Source organism: Frankia canadensis, assembly GCF_900197875.1.
GTDB classification, from domain to species: domain Bacteria; phylum Actinomycetota; class Actinomycetes; order Frankiales; family Frankiaceae; genus Frankia; species Frankia canadensis.
Map to the genome: position 1 here is coordinate 1 of NZ_FZMO01000025.1, position 20,558 is coordinate 20,558.

Annotated in this window: 11 protein-coding genes; 4 read left to right on the forward strand and 7 right to left on the reverse strand. The window is 73.7% G+C overall.

What is annotated here, in order from left to right:
• The 6 genes from C1A33_RS36190 to C1A33_RS03605 form a co-directional block, all read right to left on the reverse strand.
• Positions 1-3,302: zinc ribbon domain-containing protein (locus C1A33_RS36190; protein ID WP_243407140.1), on the reverse strand; the 3,302-nt coding region annotated here is incomplete at its 3' end.
• Between the two features lie 370 nt (positions 3,303-3,672).
• The gene (locus C1A33_RS03580; protein WP_101830099.1) at positions 3,673-5,346 is read right to left on the reverse strand and encodes an Hsp70 family protein; all 1,674 of its coding nucleotides are present in this window, start codon (positions 5,344-5,346) and stop codon (positions 3,673-3,675) included.
• A 54-nt stretch (positions 5,347-5,400) separates the two neighbouring features.
• The gene (locus C1A33_RS35555; protein ID WP_207770142.1) at positions 5,401-7,656 is read right to left on the reverse strand and encodes a hypothetical protein; all 2,256 of its coding nucleotides are present in this window, start codon (positions 7,654-7,656) and stop codon (positions 5,401-5,403) included.
• Positions 7,657-7,723: 67 nt separating this feature from the next.
• The gene (locus C1A33_RS03595) at positions 7,724-8,431 is read right to left on the reverse strand and encodes a TerD family protein (RefSeq protein ID WP_101830100.1); all 708 of its coding nucleotides are present in this window, start codon (positions 8,429-8,431) and stop codon (positions 7,724-7,726) included.
• A gap of 242 nt (positions 8,432-8,673) precedes the next feature.
• On the reverse strand, positions 8,674-9,858 hold the full coding sequence (locus C1A33_RS03600; RefSeq protein WP_243407141.1) for a DUF475 domain-containing protein: 1,185 nt from the start codon (positions 9,856-9,858) through the stop codon (positions 8,674-8,676).
• Positions 9,859-10,292: 434 nt separating this feature from the next.
• A complete protein-coding gene (locus tag C1A33_RS03605) occupies positions 10,293-10,868 on the reverse strand; it encodes a TerD family protein (RefSeq protein ID WP_101830102.1) in 576 nt (191 codons plus the stop codon).
• A 939-nt stretch (positions 10,869-11,807) separates the two neighbouring features.
• On the opposite strand from C1A33_RS03605, the gene C1A33_RS03610 reads away from it, so the two are divergent.
• The 4 genes from C1A33_RS03610 to glgB all read left to right on the forward strand — a co-directional run bounded on the left by C1A33_RS03610 (position 11,808) and on the right by glgB (position 19,926).
• On the forward strand, positions 11,808-13,865 hold the full coding sequence (locus tag C1A33_RS03610; protein WP_101830103.1) for an alpha-1,4-glucan--maltose-1-phosphate maltosyltransferase: 2,058 nt from the start codon (positions 11,808-11,810) through the stop codon (positions 13,863-13,865).
• Positions 13,865-15,592 carry a maltose alpha-D-glucosyltransferase gene (gene treS, locus C1A33_RS03615; RefSeq protein WP_101830106.1) on the forward strand — a complete coding sequence of 576 codons (1,728 nt, stop codon included), beginning with the start codon at positions 13,865-13,867 and terminating at the stop codon, positions 15,590-15,592. The genes C1A33_RS03610 and treS overlap by 1 nt, the downstream gene beginning before the upstream one ends.
• 250 nt (positions 15,593-15,842) lie before the next feature.
• Positions 15,843-17,270, forward strand: coding sequence for a maltokinase N-terminal cap-like domain-containing protein (locus tag C1A33_RS03620; RefSeq protein ID WP_101830104.1), 1,428 nt, complete (start codon positions 15,843-15,845; stop codon positions 17,268-17,270).
• A 121-nt stretch (positions 17,271-17,391) separates the two neighbouring features.
• Positions 17,392-19,926 (forward strand): 1,4-alpha-glucan branching protein GlgB, encoded by a 2,535-nt coding sequence (gene glgB / locus C1A33_RS03625; protein WP_101830105.1) that lies wholly within the window; start codon positions 17,392-17,394, stop codon positions 19,924-19,926.
• Positions 19,927-20,095: 169 nt separating this feature from the next.
• On the opposite strand, the gene C1A33_RS03630 is transcribed toward glgB, so the two are convergent.
• Positions 20,096-20,558 (reverse strand): tetratricopeptide repeat protein (locus tag C1A33_RS03630; RefSeq protein WP_133150553.1); only part of this gene is annotated, 463 nt, incomplete at its 5' end.

Sequence of the window (20,558 nt, forward strand, 5' to 3'; positions counted from 1 at the left end):
GCCCACCCGCGCCCTTCGGCGCGCAGCCCGGGGCCGGCTTGCAGGCGCCCGCCGGCCCGCCCCCCGCCGCCGGGCGGGGCGGCGGGCACGACGGCCGGCGGTGGGTCGTCCCTGACGGCCGCGCGAGCGAGCACCGCGGTCCCCAGCGGGGCCACCCGGACGATCCCGCCGGCTCGGTACATCGGGTAGGCGGCCACGTGGTAGGCCCAACCGTCGGCGGGGGCGGCGAGATGCCAGCCGCCCTTGATCTCGAGGCTGGTGTTGGTCACCTTCGCACTGGCGGCGAGCGGGTCGTCGGGGCCGGTGGGGGACCGGTCCCGGCGCCACAGCACCCTGGCCTCGGTCACCCCGGGCGGCAGCTGGAACGACAGCACGATCGACTCGCCGCGGTCGTCGGCGCGCAGGTCCCGAACGGGCTCGATGACCACGTGGCGCACCGCGCGGCCGACGACGGCCGTGTCGCCGTGCACCGTCACCGGCGTGTAGATCACCTCGCCGACCGGGGCGGACTCGATCGCCTGCCCCGTCCGGCTGGTGGCCACCAACCGGACGGGCCCGGTGATGGCACCGAGCGCCACGTCGTCGCCCTCCACCCCGAGGCCGCCGAGGGGCAGCGGTCCGCTGCCGGGCAGCACGGGTGGCGTGGTGGCGGCGGTACCGGGCAGCGGCAGCGGCCCAGAGGCGGGGCCCGCTACGGCCCCGGCGGGCGGGACGGAGGTGGCGTAGATCCGCACCTCCCAACCGGGTGGCGGCGTCCAGCGCAGGCTGGTGCGGCCACCGGCGGTGACGGCGGCGAGGTCGCGCACCGGGCGGGGGCGGGCGGTCACCTCGATCTCGGCCTCGGCGCCCGGCGTGCGTGCCGGCCGGCCGTCCGCGTCGTGGTACTCGACGAACACGCGGTAGCGATAGGTCTCCCCGACGACGACGTCGGGATCGTGGAAGACACCCCCGCTGACCCGGGCGCGGCGCGGCGCGTGCCGCCCGGGATGCGCCGGCGCGGGCGGAGCCGACGGCGTGCCCGCCGGCGGCGAACCCGGCCCGGCCGCGACCGCCGCCGGGACCGCGGGAGCCCCGGACGCGGCGGTCCCGGCGCAGGCCTGCCCGGTGGGAACCGCCCCGGGCGCCGGTACCCCCGGCGAGGCAGGCCCGGGCACGGGCACCCCGGACGGGGAGGCGAGGGCGGGGGAGGCCGCGGACGGGGTGACCATCCCCGGGGTCCCCGCCGCCGGGGTCGAGGGGCCGCCGGCGGGCGAGGGGCCGCCGGCGGGCGAGAGCGAGGGCGGTGGCGGGGCGGCGAGCGACGGCACGATGAGGGTGCGCTCGACCGTCACCACCGACAGCGTGCCGTCGAGGCGCCAGTCCAGCCGCACCCCGGCGGCCGTGCGCTCCGCGCGCAGCTCGGCGAGATCGCGGATGCACACCACCGGCGCGGTCACCACCGGCTCGGAGCGGCGGTCCCCGCAGATGGCGGTGACCTCGTGCCGCACCGGCGTCCAGGCGGGCGCGCCGGCGTCGTACAGCTCGGTGGACCGGGTGGTGCCGAGGCTGCGCCGGCCGAGCGTCCCGCCGCCGTTCTCGACCAGGACGATGCGCTCCACCCGGTAGGACACCGGGCCGCAGACCGACGGCGAGGGCCGCCAGCGCAGCTGCACGGAGCCGTCGCTGCCGGCGGCGGCGGTCAGTTCGCTCGGCGGCGGCAGCGGCAGCGCGGCGAGCGCCGCCAGTGCCTCCCGGTTGTCGGCGGCGCTGGCGAGCACCGCGGCGAGCGCCGCCTCCTGGGCGTCCCCGGGCAGCGCCCGGGCGGCCTCCACCCGGCGGCGGATCAGCGCCTGGGCGGCGATGAGCTCGGCCAGCACCTCGGCGGGGCCGCGGCCGTCCGGACCGGGCACGTCGGCGGCCTGGGCGGCCAGCCAGCGGGCGTCGTCGAGCGCGGCGTCGGCGCGGTTGGCCGCGCGGGCCTCGCCCAGCGCCCGCCAGCCGGCGTCGGCCGCGCCGAGGGCCGCCGACACCCGGGCGCCGAGTTCCTCGGCGGTGCCGGCGACGGGGCCGCCGACCGCGGCCAGCACCGGACCGGCGGCGCCGAGCAGCTCCCCGGCCTGGCGGGGATGCCCGCCCTCCAGCGCGCGGCGCACCGCGATGAGCGCCTCGGCGGCCTCGCGTGCCTGGCGCAGGCTGTGCCCGCAGTGCCGGCAGACGACGGCGGCGGCCTCGGTCATCGAGCCGCAGGACGGGCAGGTGGTGTAGAGGTCGGTGTCGCAGTAGCGGCAGTGCCGGGCGGCGCCGGCGACCTCGGGCCGCCCGCAGCCCGGGCAGACGACGTAGTCGACGACCCCGCCGACGTTCACCGCGGCGCCGAGTTCCCGGGCCACCCCGAGGATCACCGACTTGGCCTGGGCCGCGGTCAGCCCGCGACCGGTGGCCAGCGCCGCGCGCACCAGCCCCTCGAAGGCGACGGCGGTGAGCTCCCCGTCGAGCACGACGTGCTCCTCGACGGCGGGGCGCAGCTCGTCGGCCGCGTCGGCCATCAGGCCGACGGTGTAGGCGGCGGGGTCGCTCTCGATGAGCCGGGCGGAAACCATGGCGAGCAGGTCCGCGGTGACCGTCTTCTCGCGGTCGTGGGGGCGGCGGTTGTTCGCCGCCGCCACGGCCGCGTAGGCGGCATGCAGCCGCTGCGGCGAGGCGTCCGGGGTGAGGCCGAGGAAGGCCCACAGCGAGGCGCAGGCGACGCGGTCCCCGCCGCGCAGCGCGGACAGCTCACCGAGGCGCTCGGCGATCTGGCGGCGGACCTCGGTGGGCAGCGGCTCGACCCCGCCGCCGACGCCGTCGACGATGATCTGCTCGCGGCTGAGCCGGGCGTCGAACTCCTCGACGGTGACGCCGGCGGCGACGGCGAGGCGGCGCAACCCCTCCACCCGGGAGGCGGGGATGCCGCCGAAGCGCTCGCGGACGGTGGCGAGGTAGCCGTCGACCTTGGCGAGGCGCTCGGCGTCCCCGCTGCGGCGGGCGGCGAGCACCTGAGCGCGGACCCGCTCGCGGGAGTCCTCCTCGCGCAGCGGCTCCTCCCACTCGGCGCGCCGGCGCACCAGCTCGGTGGCGAGCGTCGCGTACTTGGCCGAGTTGCGCTCCCGCTGCAGGAAGGCGAGGACCCGGACCAGGTGCGCGCCGACCTCGGAGTCGGTGTGGCCCACCGTCGGATCGAGCCCGGCGATCAGAAAAGGATCGGTGGTGTCCACCGAGGAGCTCGCGCGCAGCGGCGCCAGCACCCGCTGGCGGTACCCGCTGCCATCGAACGCCGCGCTCAACGCTCCACCTTCGTCCCACCTGCTAACCGGACCGGCCGGTCTGCCCGCCCGGTCCTTGGCTGCCGACGCGGGCGGCGGGACGGCAGGTCAACCGCCCCACACCCGCAGGCCCACACCTGAGAGTACGAAGCGACGTCCCGCCACGGGCGCGGACGCCGCGGTCGCCCGGTCCGGCCGTTGCGGGCGGCGGTACCGGCATCGCCGTTCCCGCCGTTCCCGGTCATGACCGAGCATCCGGGCTGAACCTTATCGACTTCGCACCCGGCGCCCGTAAGCGCCCGTGGCGGTGAATAATTGCCGACTGATAACTGTTAATACTGTGCGAATTCCGGAATCCGCAATAAAAGCGCAGGTCCCGGGGACGTCCAGGTCAGTCCCGCTGCTTCAGCAGGCTCACCTTGGCCGATTCGGCGGCCCGCATCTGTTCGGACCCGACCCCCGCATGCACCTGAAGGACCAGCGGAGTGGCGGCACCCTCGTGTGCGGCGGTTACCCGGATGGTCTGGTCCGCGGCCATCGAGAAGGTGACCTCGACGGGCGTGCCGCGCTGGTGGCCCGGCGGAATTCCGGTGATGGCGCCGGCGACGATGACCTTGTTGTCGTCGATGGCGGTGGATTCCGTCGTGGTGCCCTGCTCGAAGAGCCTGATGTCCACCTCGGCCTGGTCGTCGGTGACCGTGTAGAAGGTGCGGGTCACCGAGATCGGCAGGGCGTCGTTCTGGTGCGCGAGAAAGGCCGCGACCGGCACTCCACGGTCCTCGGCGAAGATGCCGAACCCTCGGGATGTGACGTTCGTCACCTTGGTGCGGACGAGATCGACGACGGACGCGGTCGCGAGCCCGGCCTCGCCGGCGCTGGCCGCCGCCGCCTTCTCCACGTCCGCGGCGTCCGCGGCCGCGAGCTCCTGGTCGGGCCGCAGCGCGCCACTGGCCACCAGGTCGGAGTGCACCGCCCGCTCGAGCGCCTTCTTCTGCCCGTAGACGGCCGCGCCCTTGGCCACCGCGAGGTCCGGGTCGACCAGGCGGGAGGTGAGCCCGAACGACTCCTCCAGCCGGCGGGCGACCACCGGCGTCTTGCTCATTCCGCCGACCAGCAGGCACAGGTCGATCTTCTCGACGCCCTTCTCCCGGGCCCGCTCCAGCACCGAGCCGGTGAGTTCCAGCGTGCGCCGCAGCAGCGGCCCGGTGATCTCCTCGAACGTCGCCCGGGTGACCGGCACGCTGACCCGGTGCCCCTTGTGCACGACCAGGACGTCGACGCTGTCGCGCCCCGACAGGGCGAGCTTGGCGTCCTCCGCCGCGGTGAGCAGCTCCTGCTCGTCGTAGACGTCGTCGAGCGGGTCGCCGGCGTCCGGCTCCGCCTCGGTGAACTTCTGCGCCAGGTAGCGGACCAGCTCGTTGTCCCAGTCCGCGCCGCCGAGCTCGTGGTCGCCGTCGGTGGCGACCACGGTGATCGCGCCCTCGCTGAGCTTGATGACCGTCGTGTCGAACGTGCCGCCGCCGAGGTCGTAGACCAGCACGGTCGACTCCTCGGCGCCGTCCTGGCCGAAGCCGTAGGCGAAAGCGGCGGCCGTCGGCTCGTTGATGATGTCGACGACCTCGAGGCCGGCGAGCTCCCCGGCGAGCTTGGTCGCCTTGCGCTCCTCGTCGCCGAAGTACGCCGGGACGGTGATGACCACGTCGGTCACCGGGATCCCGGTCGCCCGCTCCGCGTCGGCGGCCAGCGCCTTGAGCACGAGGCTCGACACCGCCGCGGCGCTGTACTCGACGTCGTGCGCGACGAAGCGCCAGTCGGAGGTGCCCATGTGCCGCTTGACGAGCCGGGCGACGTCGTCGGGGCGGATCCGCGCCTGCCGCTTGGCCTGGGTCCCCACCACGAACGACGTCGTGGCGCCCTCGGCACCCCCGTCGAACAGGACCACCGACGGCGTCGTCGGCTGGGACTCGATGTTGCGGATCACGTCCGGCCGGCCGTACTCGTCGACCTGGGCGATACAGGAGTAGGTCGTGCCCAGGTCTATCCCGAACACCTTGGTACCCGCCACCGTAAGAACTCTCCCCTTCGCAAAGTGTCGTAGCGTTCGCCGCCACCCACCCGCTCAGCGGGCGCGGTAGACCTCGGTCTCCGCGGGCCGCACGACGGTCGTCTCCCCACGGACGAAGCCGGGGCGCACGGTGCGGGCGATCGTCCCGTCGCGGCTCGGATCGTCGGTGGGCACGCGACGCACCCCCAGGTGCCGCGCCGGGTCGAAGGTCCCGCCCGGGACCGCTGTGTACGGCCGGACGTCGACGGCGAAGTCGAGGACCTGCAGCAGCTGTTTGCGCAGGATGCCGGCGACGCTCTGTGGATCGTCAGCCCCCAGGCTACCCATCTGGTCGTGCAGTCTGATCAGCCCCCGTAGCAGCGGGGCCATCGCCTCGGTCAGCTCACCGGCGCGCAATCGGCTGTTCTCGGCGTGCAACCGGTCGACCAGCTCGGCGTCGTGATGGCGCAGCCGGATGAGCTCGTCGAGCCGACCCGCCAGCCGCTCCAGCGCCACCGCCTGGACCGCGCCGAGCGGACCGGCGATCCCGTCCTCGGCCGCGGAGAGCCCGAGCACCTCGTCGCCGTCGCCCTCGGGCCCGGCCGCCTGGCCGGGCTGGGGCGCGGCGTCCGCGGCCGGATCGTCGACGGCCGCCACCGCGGCGGGCGCCGGCTCCTCGCCGGCCAGGTCGTCGGCCGTCACGGGCCCGAGCCCGCCCGGACCGCCGGCACGAGCGGCCGGGAACGCCCGGTCCTGCTCGGTCGCGTCCGCCGTGAGCTCGTCGCCCGCGGCGAATCCGTCCTCCGCCGGCGCATAACCGCTCTCCGGCGCGAACCCACCATCAGCGCCGAAACCACCATCCGGGCCGTAGCCGCCCTCCGGCGCATAACCGCCGTCCGGCGGGTACGCGTCGTCCGGCGGATGCCCGCCGCCCGCGACGAACCGGTCGTCCGGTGCGCCGGGATAGCCGTCGCCGGCACGGGACGGCTCGCCGTAGGACCGGTCCGGCCGCGGCGGGCCTGGGTAGGCCGTGTCGGCGTAGGGCGCATCGGCGTACGGCGTATCGGCGTAGGCCTCCGGCGCGCGCCCGGCGTCCGGTTGCGCGCTCTCGGCATGCCCGGCCTCGGCGGGCTCGGGCTCGGCGTAGCCGGACCCGGCGTATCGGCCCTGGCCGTACTGGGCCTGCGGATAGGCCGGCTCGCCGTACGCCGGCTCCGCGTAACGTGGCTCGGCGTAGCCGGTGCCGTACGTACCGCCGCCATACCCCGCGCTCCCCCGCGCCGGGTCCGCCGCCGGCTGGCGCGTCTGGTCGTCGAGCTCCTCGGGATCGTCCCGCCGCCCGGCGCCCGGCAGTGCGAAGGGCCGCGACGGCCCGCCGCGGGCGAGCGGCCCGCTCTGGTCCGCGTCCGCCCGGTACCGGGGGTCGCCCTCCGCGTTCGCCGTCATGGTGCCGTCCACATCCTCGCGATACCCCGCCGGGACGGATCCATCGTCACGGCCGTAGGCCTCCTCTGTGTACCCGCCGTCCCCGTAGCCCGCGACGGCGGGTACGGCCGGCTGGTCCTGCGCGCCCCAGCCCGGCCGGGCCCCGCCCCCCGTCGAGCCCGCGGGTGTGGACCACGACGTCGCCGTCCAGCCGCCCTGCCCGGCGCCCGGACCGAGCGACGGCAGCCGGCGGGCGTCGACCGCCCGGTCCGCGGCGCGCTCACGCGGCACCGGATCCTCGCCGTCGCCACGGTCCGCGCCCTCGTGCGGGGCGGCGCGCCGGGCGGGATCGACGTGGACGCCCCCGGACGGCGGGTAGCCGTCCGCGAGCCCGCCGTCCTCGGCCGCGCCGCGACCGTCGCCGACGGCGGGCTGGGCCTGCTCGGCCAGGCCGCCGGGCGGCACGCCGAAGCCGCGCACCCCCACCGGCACCGGGTCGTCCCAGTCCGGGTCGGCCGGCCGGCGCTCACCCGGGCGGCCGGTGGCGCCGGCGTGGCCGGGCGGATACGGATCCGCGGCGCGGGGGCGGGACGCGCCGTCGTATCCGGGCGCGGGGGCGTCATCGCCCGCCCGTGCGGGACCGCGCCAGGCGGGGAAGCCGCCGGTACTCGTGCCGTCGCGGCGGGCGGCGGCGCGCTCGGCGCCGCCGCGGCCCGGCGATGCCCGTTCCAGGGCGGCCCGTTCCAGGGCCGCGCGTTCGAGGGCTCCCCCGGCACGCGGGTCGGGGTCCACCGGCCCCAGCGGGTCGGCGCCGGCGTCACCCGGCGGCCCCGACCGCGCCGGACCCGCGGGAAACCAGCTGGTCCGCTCGTTGCGAGGCGCGGGGTCGCGGCGTGGCTGGAACATCGGATATCGATCCTCCTCGCCGCCGGGCGGCGGGACCGGGGGGGTCATCGCGAGGTACCGGCGTGTCTCACTTACGGCCGGCGGTCCAGTCCAGCCCCCATCCGTATGCCTTGTCCAGGTCCCGGTGGCCGCCGACGTAGCGCACCTCCCGGCTCACCGTGAAGTCGTTGCCGGTGTTCGTCAGCAGCGCGATCGCGCACATCCGCGCGCCGCCGGCCCGCTCGTCGAGGCGCACCTCGATCGGCGCGCCGGCCGCCGGGGTGAGGGTGACGACCGCGTCGGCCTGGTCGAACGACGCGACGCCCTCGTAGATGAAGGCGAACACGAGCAGCCGGCGGATCTGACCGATCTGGGCGAGGTTGACGTAGAGGTTCTCGCCGCCGGTGCTCGCGCCGGTGCGGTCGTCCGCGTCGAGGACGGCGTAGGGCGGGTTGTCGAACGAGCCGAACGCGTTGCCCAGCGCCTGCACCACCCCGGAGCGCCCGTTGGACAGCTCGAACAGGGCGGCGAGGTCGAGGTCGATGCCGCCGGAGGCCGCTCCGAGCACCCGCTTGAGGAAGCCGCCCTTCTGCTGCTGCCCCCCGCCGCCCGGGTTCTGGTTCCAGTTCAGGTTGACGTGCAGCCGGCCGCCGCCGCCCTGCTTGCTCAGCGACACGCTGGGCGCGGACTTGGTCAGCGTCACCTTGCTCAGGGAAACCGGCCCGCCGGGGCCCGCGGGCGCGGGGCCCTGGCCTGCCGGCGGCGTCGCCGGACGCTTCGTGTAGTCGATGCCCATGGTCCGCTCCCTCGCGGTTGCCGGGCCGCTTCTGCGGTCGCCGGATGTCTGGTCTGCGCTCAAGTGGGTGGATCAGTGATGGATGCGACCGCGCGGCGGCGCACCCGGCCGATCGACGCCCCCGTCGGCTGTGTCCGGATCCTGGCCCCCCGACAATGTCACATCCGTACTGGATCACTCCACCGCGGATGGATCACTCCAGACCAGGGCACTGCGGCCGCCGGTGGGCGGCCGCCGCGTCGTCACAGCGGGGCGCCGACCGCCTCGCGGGGCTGGCCGCGGCCGTCCTCGTCGCCGTCCGCGTCCGGCCCGTCCGGCTCGTCCGCCTGCCGCCGGCGGTGCCGGATGGACGACAGCAGCGACAGCCCGATGAAGGCCACACCGACGAGGCCGGTGACGACCTCCGGTACCTCCGTCTCGATCGAGATGGCCAGGATGATGGCCAGGGCTCCGATCGCGTAGTGGGCGCCGTGCTCCAGGTAGATGTACTCGGACAGGGTGCCCCGCCGGACGAGGTAGACGGTCAGCGACCGGATGTACATCGCGCCGATGCCGAGTCCCGCGGCGATGACGAAGATGTTCTGGGAGATCGCGAACGCCCCGACGACGCCGTCGAACGAGAACGACGCGTCGATGACCTCCAGGTAGAGGAACAGGAACGCCGCCGCCTTCCCGGTGGCGAGCACCAGCTTCGGCGGGCCCGAGCGGCCGGCCGGGGCGGCGGCGGTGCCGGCGCGCTCCACGGCTTCGGAGCTCCCGCCGACCTCGTCCTCGTCGTCGTCCTCGGCGCCGACGCCGCGGGACTCGAAGAACTCCCCGAGGCCGCGCACCGCCAGATAGGTCGCCAGGCCCGCGACGCCAGCGGTGAGCACCTGCTGGGTGTGGTCGCCGGAGAACGCCTCGCCCACGACGAGCAGCGCGATCAGGGCGACCACGATCGGGATGACCTCGAGCTGGCCGGCACGGCGCAGCGGCTCCTCCAGCCTCCGGATCCACTGCACCTCCCGCTCGGTGTCGAACAGGAAGTCCAGGAACAGCATGAACAGGAAGATCCCGCCGAAGGCCGCGATCGCGGGATGCGCGTCGTGCAGCTTCTCCCCGTAGGTGGCGCTGTCGTTGAGCGCCAGGTCGAAGACCTCGATCGGGCCGAGGTGCGCGGTCAGCGCGACGATCACGATCGGGAAGACCAGCCGCATACCGAACACGGCGATGAGCACGCCGAGCGTCAGGAAGAGCTTCTGCCAGAACGCGCTCATCCGGCGCAGGATCGTCGCGTTGATGACCGCGTTGTCGAAGGAGAGGCTGATCTCAAGGACCGCCAGGATGGCCACCAGGGCCGCGTCCCGGGGACCGCCGAGCACTCCCGCCGCGGCCACCCCCAGCGCGGTGATCGCCAGCGACCACCCGAAGATCCGCAACGCGTGCACGCCCATCAACACCTTCCCGGACCGATCACGAGACCCCGACCGTGCCGCGAGGGCGGATCCGCGGTCCGTCGGACCCCGCCTCATCGCCTGTAGCAGCCGGAGACCGCGTCGGTCCCGGAGCCGAGTGGCCCCGGGCGGCGGTCGACGGCATCGTAGCTGCTCATCCGGTATGAGCGACCTGACAATTGGGTTACACCGGATGGGCCCGCGCCTGTCCGCGCACCGCGCCCCACACCCTGCGAACGGGCGCCGGGGGCGCTGGATCGCCGGCGGTCGTCCCTACCGCGGCGCGAGGGCGCACCCGGGATCGCCCTCGCGCTCCCGGGCCCGCCGCGGCGAGCGGCGCGGATCGACCCCGGTCACAGGACCGGGACCGATCCGGGCGGGGCCGGGCGTCCCAGCCCGGCTCTCCCCAATCGTCGCCCGCCCCGGCGTCAGACGTTGACGCCGAAGTCCCGCGCGATCCCGGCGAGGCCGGAGGCGTAGCCCTGGCCGACGGCGCGGAACTTCCAGTCCGCGCCGTGCCGGTACACCTCACCGAAGACCATCGCGGTCTCGGTGGAGGCATCCTCGGTGAGGTCGTAGCGGGCGATCTCGGTGCCGCCGGTGCCGTTGACGACGCGGATGAAGGCGTTGCGGACCTGGCCGAAGTTCTGCTGGCGCGAGTCCGCGTCGTAGATGGAGACCGGGAAGACGATCTTGTCGACGTCCGTCGGCAGCGACGTGAGGTTCACCGTGATGGCCTCGTCGTCGCCCTCGCCCTCACCGGTGAGGTTGTCGCCCTGGTGCTGGATGGCGCCGTCCGGGCTCTTCAGGTTGTTGAAGAAGACGAAGTGCCCGTCCGAGACGACCTTGCCGTCCCCCCGGCACGCGATGGCGCTGGCGTCGAGGTCGAAGTCGGCGCCGGTCGTGCTGCGCACGTCCCAGCCGAGGCCGACCAGGATGCTGGTCAGGCCGGGCGCCTCCTTGGACAGCGACACGTTGCCGCCCTTGCTGAGGCTTACTCCCACGATGTCCTCCTGCTGTGCGTTCCGCTGTGGTTTTGCTGTCCGGCCGGCGCCGGGCGGTGTAGCCCGGCGCAGCGCCCGATGATCGCCGGGCGCCGCCGGACAGTGTCACCGGGCGCTGCGGCCCGAGTGCTGTGCCCCGGGGCCGCGGCCCCGAGCGCTGTGACGCTGTGTGTTGTAGACGCTGTGTAGTAATGGTGGTGTGCGTGGCCGGACCTGCGGCGTGCCGGCGGCGGGACCGCCGTCCGACGCGCGGGGCGGCCACGCTCCGGGCACAGCGCCGGCCTCGGGTGGTCCCCGGCGGCCGGGCGCCGGCAGCCTGCTGCCGGACGCGATCGCCACGGTGAGTGTCCACCCGCGGGCCACGCAGCGGAGTACGTGTGCACTGCGGGACGAACGAGTCGCGCCCGAGGTTCCCGCCGCCTCGCTCTCCGCTCCGCTCGCGCGCGCCCGCCGACGGGACGGGTATACCGGTCCGGGCGGCCACCCCGCCGTCTCCAACCCGACAGATGTCGGCACGAGTCCGCCGAAGCCGCACGGCCCGACGCCGGCCGGCCCGCGCGCCGACCGCGCCGACCGCGCCGAGGCCTGTGTCACATGGCCGAAACGTGCCCGGTACACGCGCTCGGCGGACACAAGTGTGACACCCACCACGAACACAACGGCAGCCGTCCGCCGGATCGGCGGCGAAGCGCGCGATCTGTCACCGGCCTGTCAGCGAACGTGCACGCCGGAGCGCACAACGGACGAGGTTCGGACGTTCGTGGGCTCCGCAACTGGGGAACATCGGCTTCAGCGCGAACCATCCGGGCGGGGCAGACAGACCCACCCCAACACCAACAATCACCCACGTGATGGTCGCGGGCAGTTCACGCAGAGGTGTCGCTATTCGCCACGTGCAGGGCGGACCATTGAGGTGTGGTTCGTCTGGATAAGGTCGCCATGATGATCGGACGTTCAGTAGGCCGGGTTGTCATCTCCGACGTGACCCCGGTCGTGTCGTGTGGCCAGTGGCCCACGCGCGCGGTCGTGGGCGAAAACTTCACCGTGTCCGCGACCGTCTTCCGGGAGGGTCACGATCTCATCGGCGCGAACGCCGTGCTGTCCGGGCCGGACGGCCGGGGCACGCCGTTCGTCCGGATGAGGTCGGCGGGACCGGGCACCGACCGCTACGAGGCGGAGATCACTGCGGGCGACACCGGCCTGTGGGGGTTCCGCGTCGAGGCATGGGCGGATCCGGTCGCCACCTGGCAGCACGGCATCGAGCTGAAGGTCGGCGCGGGCCAGACCGTCGACGAGCTCGCGGTCGACTTCGAGGACGGCGCGCGGCTGCTGCTGCGGGCGCTGCCGGGCGTGCCCGAGGGCCGCCGTGCGGAGATCGCCCGGGCCGTCGCCACGCTGCGCGACGACGGTATCGAGGATCCCGCCGCCCGCATCGTCGCCGCGCTCGACCCGCGCCTGACCAGTCTGCTCGCCGCGTTCCCACTGCGCGACCTGATCACCCGCTCGCCGCTCTACCGGATGTGGGTCGACCGGCCGCGGGCGCTGTTCGGCAGCTGGTACGAGATGTTCCCCCGCTCGGAGGGGGCCACGCTCGACCCACCCCGCTCGGGCACGTTCCTGACCGCGGCCGAGCGACTGCCCGCCATCGCCGACATGGGCTTCGACGTGGTCTACCTGCCGCCGATCCACCCGGTCGGCGAGATCAACCGCAAGGGCCCGAACAACACCCTCACCCCCGGTCCCGACGACCCCGGATCGCCGTGGGCGATCGGCAGCGAGCACGGCGGCCACGACGCGGTGCATCCGGACCTCGGCACGATCGACGACTTCGACCTGTTCGTCGCCCGCGCCCGTTCCCTGGGCATGGAGGTCGCGCTCGACCTCGCCCTGCAGTGCGCGCCGGACCACCCGTGGGCAAAGCGCCACCCGGAGTGGTTCGTCGTGCGCAGCGACGGCTCGATCGCCTACGCCGAGAACCCGCCGAAGAAGTACCAGGACATCTACCCGCTGAACTTCGACGCCGACCCGACCGGGCTCTACCAGGAGATCCTGCGCGTCGTCCGGCACTGGACCGCGCACGGTGTGCGCATCTTCCGCGTCGACAATCCGCACACGAAGCCGGTGGAGTTCTGGGAGTGGCTCATCGGCCAGGTGAAGGCGACCGAGCCGGACGTGCTTTTCCTCGCCGAGGCATTCACCCGGCCGGCGATGATGCACACGCTGGCCAGGGTCGGCTTCACCCAGTCATACACCTACTTCACGTGGCGCAATACGAAGTGGGAACTGGAGGAGTACGCCGGTGAACTGGTGGCCGCCGGCCACTACATGCGGCCCAACTTCTTCGTGAACACCCCGGACATCCTGCCGGGCTACCTGGTGGACGGCGGTGAGCCCGCCTTCCGTATCCGCGCGTTGCTCGCGGCGACGCTCTCGCCGACCTGGGGCGTCTACGCCGGGTACGAGCTGTACGAGCGCACCCCGGTGCGCCCGGGCAGCGAGGAGTACCTCGACTCGGAGAAGTACCAGTACCGGCCGCGGGACTGGGCCGGCGCCGAGCGGGCGGGCCGTTCCCTCGCGCCCTACCTGACCCGGCTCAACCAGATCCGCCGGGCCCACCCGGCGCTGCAGTGGCTGCGCAACCTGCACCTGCACCACGCCGACAGCGATCAGATCATGGTCTACTCCAAGCGGCTGGCGCCGGCGGACGTCGCGGGTGCCGGGAAGGCCCCGGGCGGGGCGGCGACGGCGCCGGTGGCCACCGCCGGTGGCGCGCGGGTCGGCGACGCGGTGCTCGTCATCGTCAACCTCGACCCGCACCAGGCCCACGAGACCACCGTCCGCCTCGACCTGCCCGCGCTCGGCCTGGACTGGTCCGACGCGCTGGAGGTCACCGACGAGATCACCGGCGCCACCTATCGCTGGGGTCAGGACAACTACGTCCGGCTCGACCCGGCAGTGGAGCCCGCACATGTCTTCACCGTGCGGGCGGTCTCGTGATGGAAGAGCCGCAACCACTGAGCGAACCCATCGGCGCCGACACACCCCGCCCGGGCCCCGCGGGCCCGGTCGGCGAGTCGGCGCGAGACCCGCACTGGTACAAGCGGGCCGTCTTCTACGAGGTGCTGATCCGGGGCTTCGCCGACTCCAACGGCGACGGCACCGGCGACATCCGCGGCCTGATCTCCAAGCTCGACTACCTGGAATGGCTCGGTGTCGACTGCCTCTGGCTGCTGCCGATCTACGCCTCCCCGCTGCGTGACGGCGGCTACGACATCAGCGACTACTTCCAGATCCTGCCGGAGTTCGGTGATCTGGGCGATTTCGTCAGCCTGGTCGACGAGGCGCACCGGCGCGGCATCCGGATCATCGCCGACCTGGTGATGAACCACACCTCGGACGAGCATCCCTGGTTCCAGGCGTCCCGCTCGGACCCGGCCGGGCCGTTCGGCGACTTCTACGTCTGGTCGGACACGGACGAGCGCTATCCCGACGCCCGGATCATCTTCGTCGACACGGAGAAGTCGAACTGGTCCTGGGACCCGGTGCGCGGCCAGTACTACTGGCACCGGTTCTTCTCCCACCAGCCCGACCTCAACTATGACAATCCCGACGTCCAGGAGGCGATGCTCGAGGTCCTGCGCTTCTGGCTGGACCTCGGGATCGACGGATTCCGCCTCGACGCGGTGCCCTACCTCTACGTCCGCGACAACACCAACGGCGAGAACCTGCCGGAGACGCACGACTACCTCAGGCGGGTCCGCAAGGAGGTCGACGCCAAGTACGCCGACCGGGTGCTGCTCGCCGAGGCCAACCAGTGGCCGTCCGATGTCGTCGAGTACTTCGGCAACGACGACGAGTGCCACATGGCGTTCCATTTCCCGCTGATGCCGCGCATCTTCATGGCGGTGCGGCGGGAGTCGCGCTACCCCATCTCGGAGATCCTGTCCCAGACCCCGCAGATCCCGCCGAACTGCCAGTGGGGCATCTTCCTGCGCAACCACGACGAGCTCACCCTGGAGATGGTGACCGACGAGGAGCGCGACTACATGTGGGCGGAGTACGCCAAGGACCCCCGCATGAAGGCGAACATCGGCATCCGCCGCCGCCTCGCGCCGCTGCTGGACAACAGCCGCGACCAGATGGAGCTGTTCACCGCGCTGCTGCTGTCGCTGCCGGGCTCGCCGGTGCTGTACTACGGCGACGAGATCGGCATGGGCGACAACATCTACCTCGGCGACCGGGACGGCGTGCGCACGCCGATGCAGTGGTCGCCCGACCGCAACGCGGGTTTCTCCACCGCCGACCCGGCCCGGCTCTACCTGCCACTGATCATGGATCCGGTGTACGGCTACCAGGCACTGAACGTCGAGGCCGGGCAGCGGATGCAGACGTCGTTCCTGGCCTGGACGAAGCGGATGATCGAGGTCCGCAAGCGCCACCCCGTCTTCGGTCTGGGCAGCTATGAGGAGCTCGGCGCCTCCAATCCGTCGGTCTTCGCCTTCGTGCGGGAATTCGGCGACGACCGGGTGCTGTGCGTCGCGAACCTGTCCCGCTTCGCCCAGCCGGTGGAGCTTGATCTGCGGCGTTTCGAGGGAATGGTGCCGGTGGAGCTGCTCGGCCGGGTGCACTTCCCGCCGATCGGCGAGCTGCCCTACCTGCTGACGCTGCCCGGTCACGGACATTACTGGTTCGCGTTGACCAGACCGGGGGAATTCACCCCCTAGCCCCATCCGACAGACGGGGGGAGAGTAGAAGTGGCGCTCATGGGCCGTCCACGGCCGGCTGGCCGGGGCACGGAGCCACCAGGCCGGTGCGTCGCCGCCGGAGCGGGGGTCGCGGCACAGGCCTGCCGGCGGAATCTCCCAGGTCGCCGCGGTGTGTGCATGCAGTACGACCGATGAAAGGTAACTTTCGGGTTATTCGACGTTAGGTAGACCATGATGATCGTCGAGCGCTGGCCTCGGGAGGTCGAGGATGGGTGACCATCACGCCGAACTTGCCGACCTGCTGACCGACTGGCTGCCCCGCCAGCGCTGGTTCGCGGGCAAGGGTCGCAGCGGTGGCCGGGTACGCATCCGCCGCGACGTGAGCCTCGGCGATCCGCTGCGCCTGCTGCTCGTCGACGTCGACTACGACCAGGGCCCGCCGGACCACTACCAGGTCCCCGTGGTCCTTCGCGGCGACGCCCCGCACGGCCATGACGGCTTCCTCATCGGCGAGTGCGCCGGCGGACTGGTCTACGACGGGCTGCACGACCCCGACGGCGCCGCCGCCCTGCTGCGCTTCCTCGTCCGGGCGACGCGCCGCGACGACCTCGTGGCCGAGATCCGCGACACCGGCGGGGCCGGGGCCGACGGGGCACACGGCGCGCCCACCGAGAGCCGTACGCCGCTCACCGACGACCTGCCCGCGCATGCGGTCGGCGCCGAGCAGTCCAACACGTCGATCGTCTACGGCGACGCGTACATCCTCAAGGTCTTCCGCCGACTGTGGCCCGGGACCAACCCCGATCTCGAGGTCACCCGGACGCTCGCCGACGTCGGCAGCGTGCACGTGGCCACCCCGGTGGCCTGGCTGTCGGCGGATGTCGAGGGCCACCGGACCACCCTCGGCTTCCTGCAGGAGTACCTACGCTCCGGCACCGAGGGCTGGCGCCTCGCCCTGGCCAGCGTGCGCGACCTCTACGCCGAGGCCGACCTGCACGCCGACGAGGTCGGCGGGGACTTCTCCGCGGAGTCCGAGCGCCTCGGCGCCGCCACCGCCGAGGTCCACGCGGACCTCGCCCGGGCGCTGCCGACCCGGCCCCCCACCACCGATGACCTGCGCGCCCTGGTGGCCTACCTGCACGGGCGTCTCGACGCCGCCGTCGAGGCCGTCCCGGCGCTGCGCGGGTACGAGGCCGCCGCGCGCAAGACGTACGACGAGCTCACCGGCGCCGCGCCGGCGCTCGTCCACCCCCGCCCCTTCCAGCGGCTGCACGGCGACCTGCATCTCGGCCAGGTCCTGCGGGTCGATTCCGGCTGGGTGCTGTTCGACTTCGAGGGTGAACCGGCGCGGCCGGTCGCCGACCGGGTGGGGCTGGAGTCCCCGCTGCGCGACGTCGCCGGCATGCTGCGCTCGTTCGACTACGCGGCCCGCGCGATGCTGCTCGACCGGGCGGACGAGCCGGCCCTCGTCTACCGGGCGCAGGAGTGGGCGCAGCGCAACCGAGACGCCTTCTGCCGTGGCTACGGCGCCGCCGCCGGCCGGGACCCCTATGCCGACGAGGCGATCCTGCGTGCCTTCGAACTCGACAAGGCGGTCTACGAGGTGCTTTACGAGACGCGGCACCGGCCGGGCTGGACCGTGATCCCCCTCGCCTCGGTGGAACGGCTCACCCAGGGCACGCCCCCCGCCGCGTAGGCGACCACCCGGACCCGGCGGCCGCCCGGCAAGGCCCACGACCACGACCATCCATACGCGCGTGAGCACTCCGGCGCGCACAGCGACCATCCGACGCGCAGCGAGAGGCAGGGGTGTCCCCGTGAACAACGGCGACGTCGACAACGACACGATGCGAACGGGACGCCGCGGCGGGCCCGCCGCGGGCCGGCCGGATCGCGCCCCCGCCGCCGCGGGGCGCGTGAGCGGCGCCGCGGTCCGCGACCGGGAGGGACGGGTCGCCCTGGCCGACCGCACCCCCGGCCATGGCGCGGACCACGCTCCGGACCACACCGCCGCTCACGCCCCCGAACGCACCGGCGGCACCGCGGCCGAGACCACCACCGCCACGCCTGCGGACACCACCGGCACGGCCACCGGCGCCGCGGCCGAGCGGGCCCCCGAGCGCCCGTCCGCCCGCGCCTGCCCACCGCCGGCGACCGATCTGCCCTCCGCCGACCTGGAGCGGCTCGTCGCCGGGACCCACCACGACCCGCACGCGCTGCTCGGCGCGCACCCGAGCGGCGACTGGACGATCGTGCGGGTGCTGCACCCGGACGCACGCGCGGTGACGGTGCTCGTCGGCGACGAGCGTTATCCCGCCGCCCGGCTGCACTCCGGCGGGGTGTTCGCCGCGGCGCTGCCCGGCCACCTGCCCGACTACCGCGTCGAGGTGACCTACCCGCACACCACGGCCGTCGTCGACGACCCGTACCGGCACCTGCCGACCGTCGGCGAGATCGACCGTCATCTGATCAGCGAGGGCCGCCACGAGGACCTGTGGAAGGTGCTCGGCGCGCACGTGCGGGACCTCGCCACGCCCGGCGGCGCCGTCATCACCGGGGTGAGCTTCGCCGTGTGGGCACCGTCCGCGCGGGGGGTGCGCCTGGTCGGCGACTTCGACTTCTGGGACGGCCGGGCGTTCCCGATGCGTTCGCTGGGCGGCTGCGGCGTGTGGGAGCTGTTCGTCCCGGGCGCCGGGGTCGGCCTGCGCTACAAGTACGAGATCCTCGGCTTCGACGGGGTCTGGCGGCAGAAGGCCGACCCGATGGCGTTTCGCACCGAGGTCCCGCCGGCCACCGCGAGCGTCGTGACCCGTTCGGACCACACCTGGGCGGACGGCGACTGGCTGGAGCGGCGCCGGCGGACCGCCTGGCACGCCGAGCCGGTGAGCGTCTACGAGGTCCACCTGGGCTCCTGGCGGCGCGGCCTGTCCTACCTCGAGCTCGCCACCCAGCTGACCGAGTACGTGCTGGACAACGGCTTCACCCACGTGGAGATGCTGCCCGTCGCCGAGCACCCGTTCGGCGGCTCCTGGGGCTACCAGGTGTCGGCCTACTACGCGCCGACTGCCCGCTTCGGCAGCCCGGACGAGTTCCGCCACCTCGTCGACACGCTGCACGGCGCCGGTATCGGCGTGATCGTCGACTGGGTGCCGGCGCACTTCCCCCGGGACTCCTGGGCGCTGGGCCGCTTCGACGGCACGCCGCTCTACGAGCACCCCGACCCGCGCCGCGGCGAGCAGCCCGACTGGGGGACGTACGTCTTCGACGTCGGCCGTCCCGAGGTGCGCAACTTCCTGGTCGCCAACGCGCTGTACTGGTTCGAGGAGTTCCACGTCGACGGGCTGCGGGTCGACGCCGTCGCGTCGATGCTCTACCTGGACTACTCCCGCCCGGACGGCGCCTGGCTGCCGAACGAGCACGGCGGCCGGGAGAACCTGGAGGCGGTGGCGTTCCTGCAGGAGACCAACGCGACCGTCTACCGCCGTTTCCCCGGCGCGATGATGATCGCGGAGGAGTCGACGGCCTGGCCCGGCGTCACCCGCCCGACCCATCTCGGCGGCCTCGGCTTCGGCTTCAAGTGGAACATGGGCTGGATGCACGACACGCTGGACTACACCTCCCACCAGCCGGTGCACCGCAGCTTCCATCACCACCAGATGACGTTCTCGATGGTCTACGCCTACTCGGAGAACTTCGTCCTGCCGTTCAGCCACGACGAGGTCGTCCACGGCAAGGGCTCGATGCTGCGCCGGATGCCCGGCGACCGCTGGGAGCAGCTGGCGGGCCTGCGGGCGCTCTACGCCTACATGTGGTCCCATCCGGGCAAGAAGCTGCTGTTCATGGGTAGCGAGTTCGCCCAGGACAACGAGTGGAACGAGGCCGCGTCGCTGGACTGGCCGCTGCTCGGCGAGCCGGGCCACCACGGGATCGCGCTGCTGGTGCGTGACCTCAACGAGCTGTACCGCTCGTCGCCGGCGCTGTACCGGCGCGACGTCGAACCGACCGGCTTCTCCTGGATCGACGCCAACGACACCGGCAACAACGTCTTCTCGTTCCTGCGCTGGTCCGGGGACGACGCCGCGGCGGACCACGGGGTTCTTGCCTGTGTCACGAACTTCGCCGGCGTCACCCACCACGACTACCGCGTCGGCCTGCCCTTCCCCGGCCGTTGGACCGAGGTGCTCAACACCGACGGCAGCCGGTATGGCGGCGGGAACGTCGGCAACTTCGGCGCGGTGCACGCCACCGACCAGCCACACCACGGGCTGCCCGCATCGGCCAGTGTGACACTGCCCACACTCGGCGCGATCTGGTTCCGCTACGAACCCGAGCCCGAGGCCGGGGCCTCCTGACGGGCCGCGCCGACCCCGGGGCCCGCTCGTCGCGACCGCCCCGCACTCGGGGTGCCGAGGGTCGGTGACGGTCCCGTCACGCGGTACCGTCGCTGGCCCTCGGCACCCCGCGCGGTCGGCCCCCGCGGCCGTCACGGGCGCGGGAACTCGGCGTGGGCGCGCGGCCGGCTCAGAACAGGGCGGCGGCCAGCGAGCGGCGGGCGGGCGGGACGGCCGGATCGGCGTCGCCCAGCGCCTGGAACAGGTCCACCAGGTGGGCGCGGGCCTTCTCCCGCTCCTCGCCGGACGTGCGGCGCACGACCGCGACGAGACCGGCCAGCGCCCCGGCCGTGTCCCCCTGCGCGATGCCGAGGTCGGCCGCGGCGATGGCGGCGTCGACGTCGGCCGGATCGGCCTCGAGCCGAGCCCGGATCTCCGCCGGGTCGTGGTCGCGCACCCGGCGCAGCAGCTCGGCGCGGGCGAGGCCGGTGACGGCCTCCGGATCCCCCGGCGCCTCGGCGAGGAGGACCCGATAGGACTCGATCGCCGTGTCGATGTCACCGCGGGCCAGCGCCGACTCGGCGGTCGCCAGGTGCGGGTCCCGCGCCTCGCCGCCCGCCGCGGCCGCGCCCGGCATCCCGCCGGTGGCCTCG

What these genes read in the sequence shown, in the direction of transcription:
- C1A33_RS03595 (WP_101830100.1), bottom strand. Translation starts at nt 8,431, where the DNA reads ATGGGCATCGACTACACGAAGCGTCCGGCGACGCCGCCGGCAGGCCAG.
- C1A33_RS35555 (WP_207770142.1), bottom strand. Translation starts at nt 7,656, where the DNA reads ATGTTCCAGCCACGCCGCGACCCCGCGCCTCGCAACGAGCGGACCAGC.
- treS (WP_101830106.1), top strand. Translation starts at nt 13,865, where the DNA reads ATGGAAGAGCCGCAACCACTGAGCGAACCCATCGGCGCCGACACACCC.
- C1A33_RS03610 (WP_101830103.1), top strand. Translation starts at nt 11,808, where the DNA reads ATGATGATCGGACGTTCAGTAGGCCGGGTTGTCATCTCCGACGTGACC.
- C1A33_RS03620 (WP_101830104.1), top strand. Translation starts at nt 15,843, where the DNA reads ATGGGTGACCATCACGCCGAACTTGCCGACCTGCTGACCGACTGGCTG.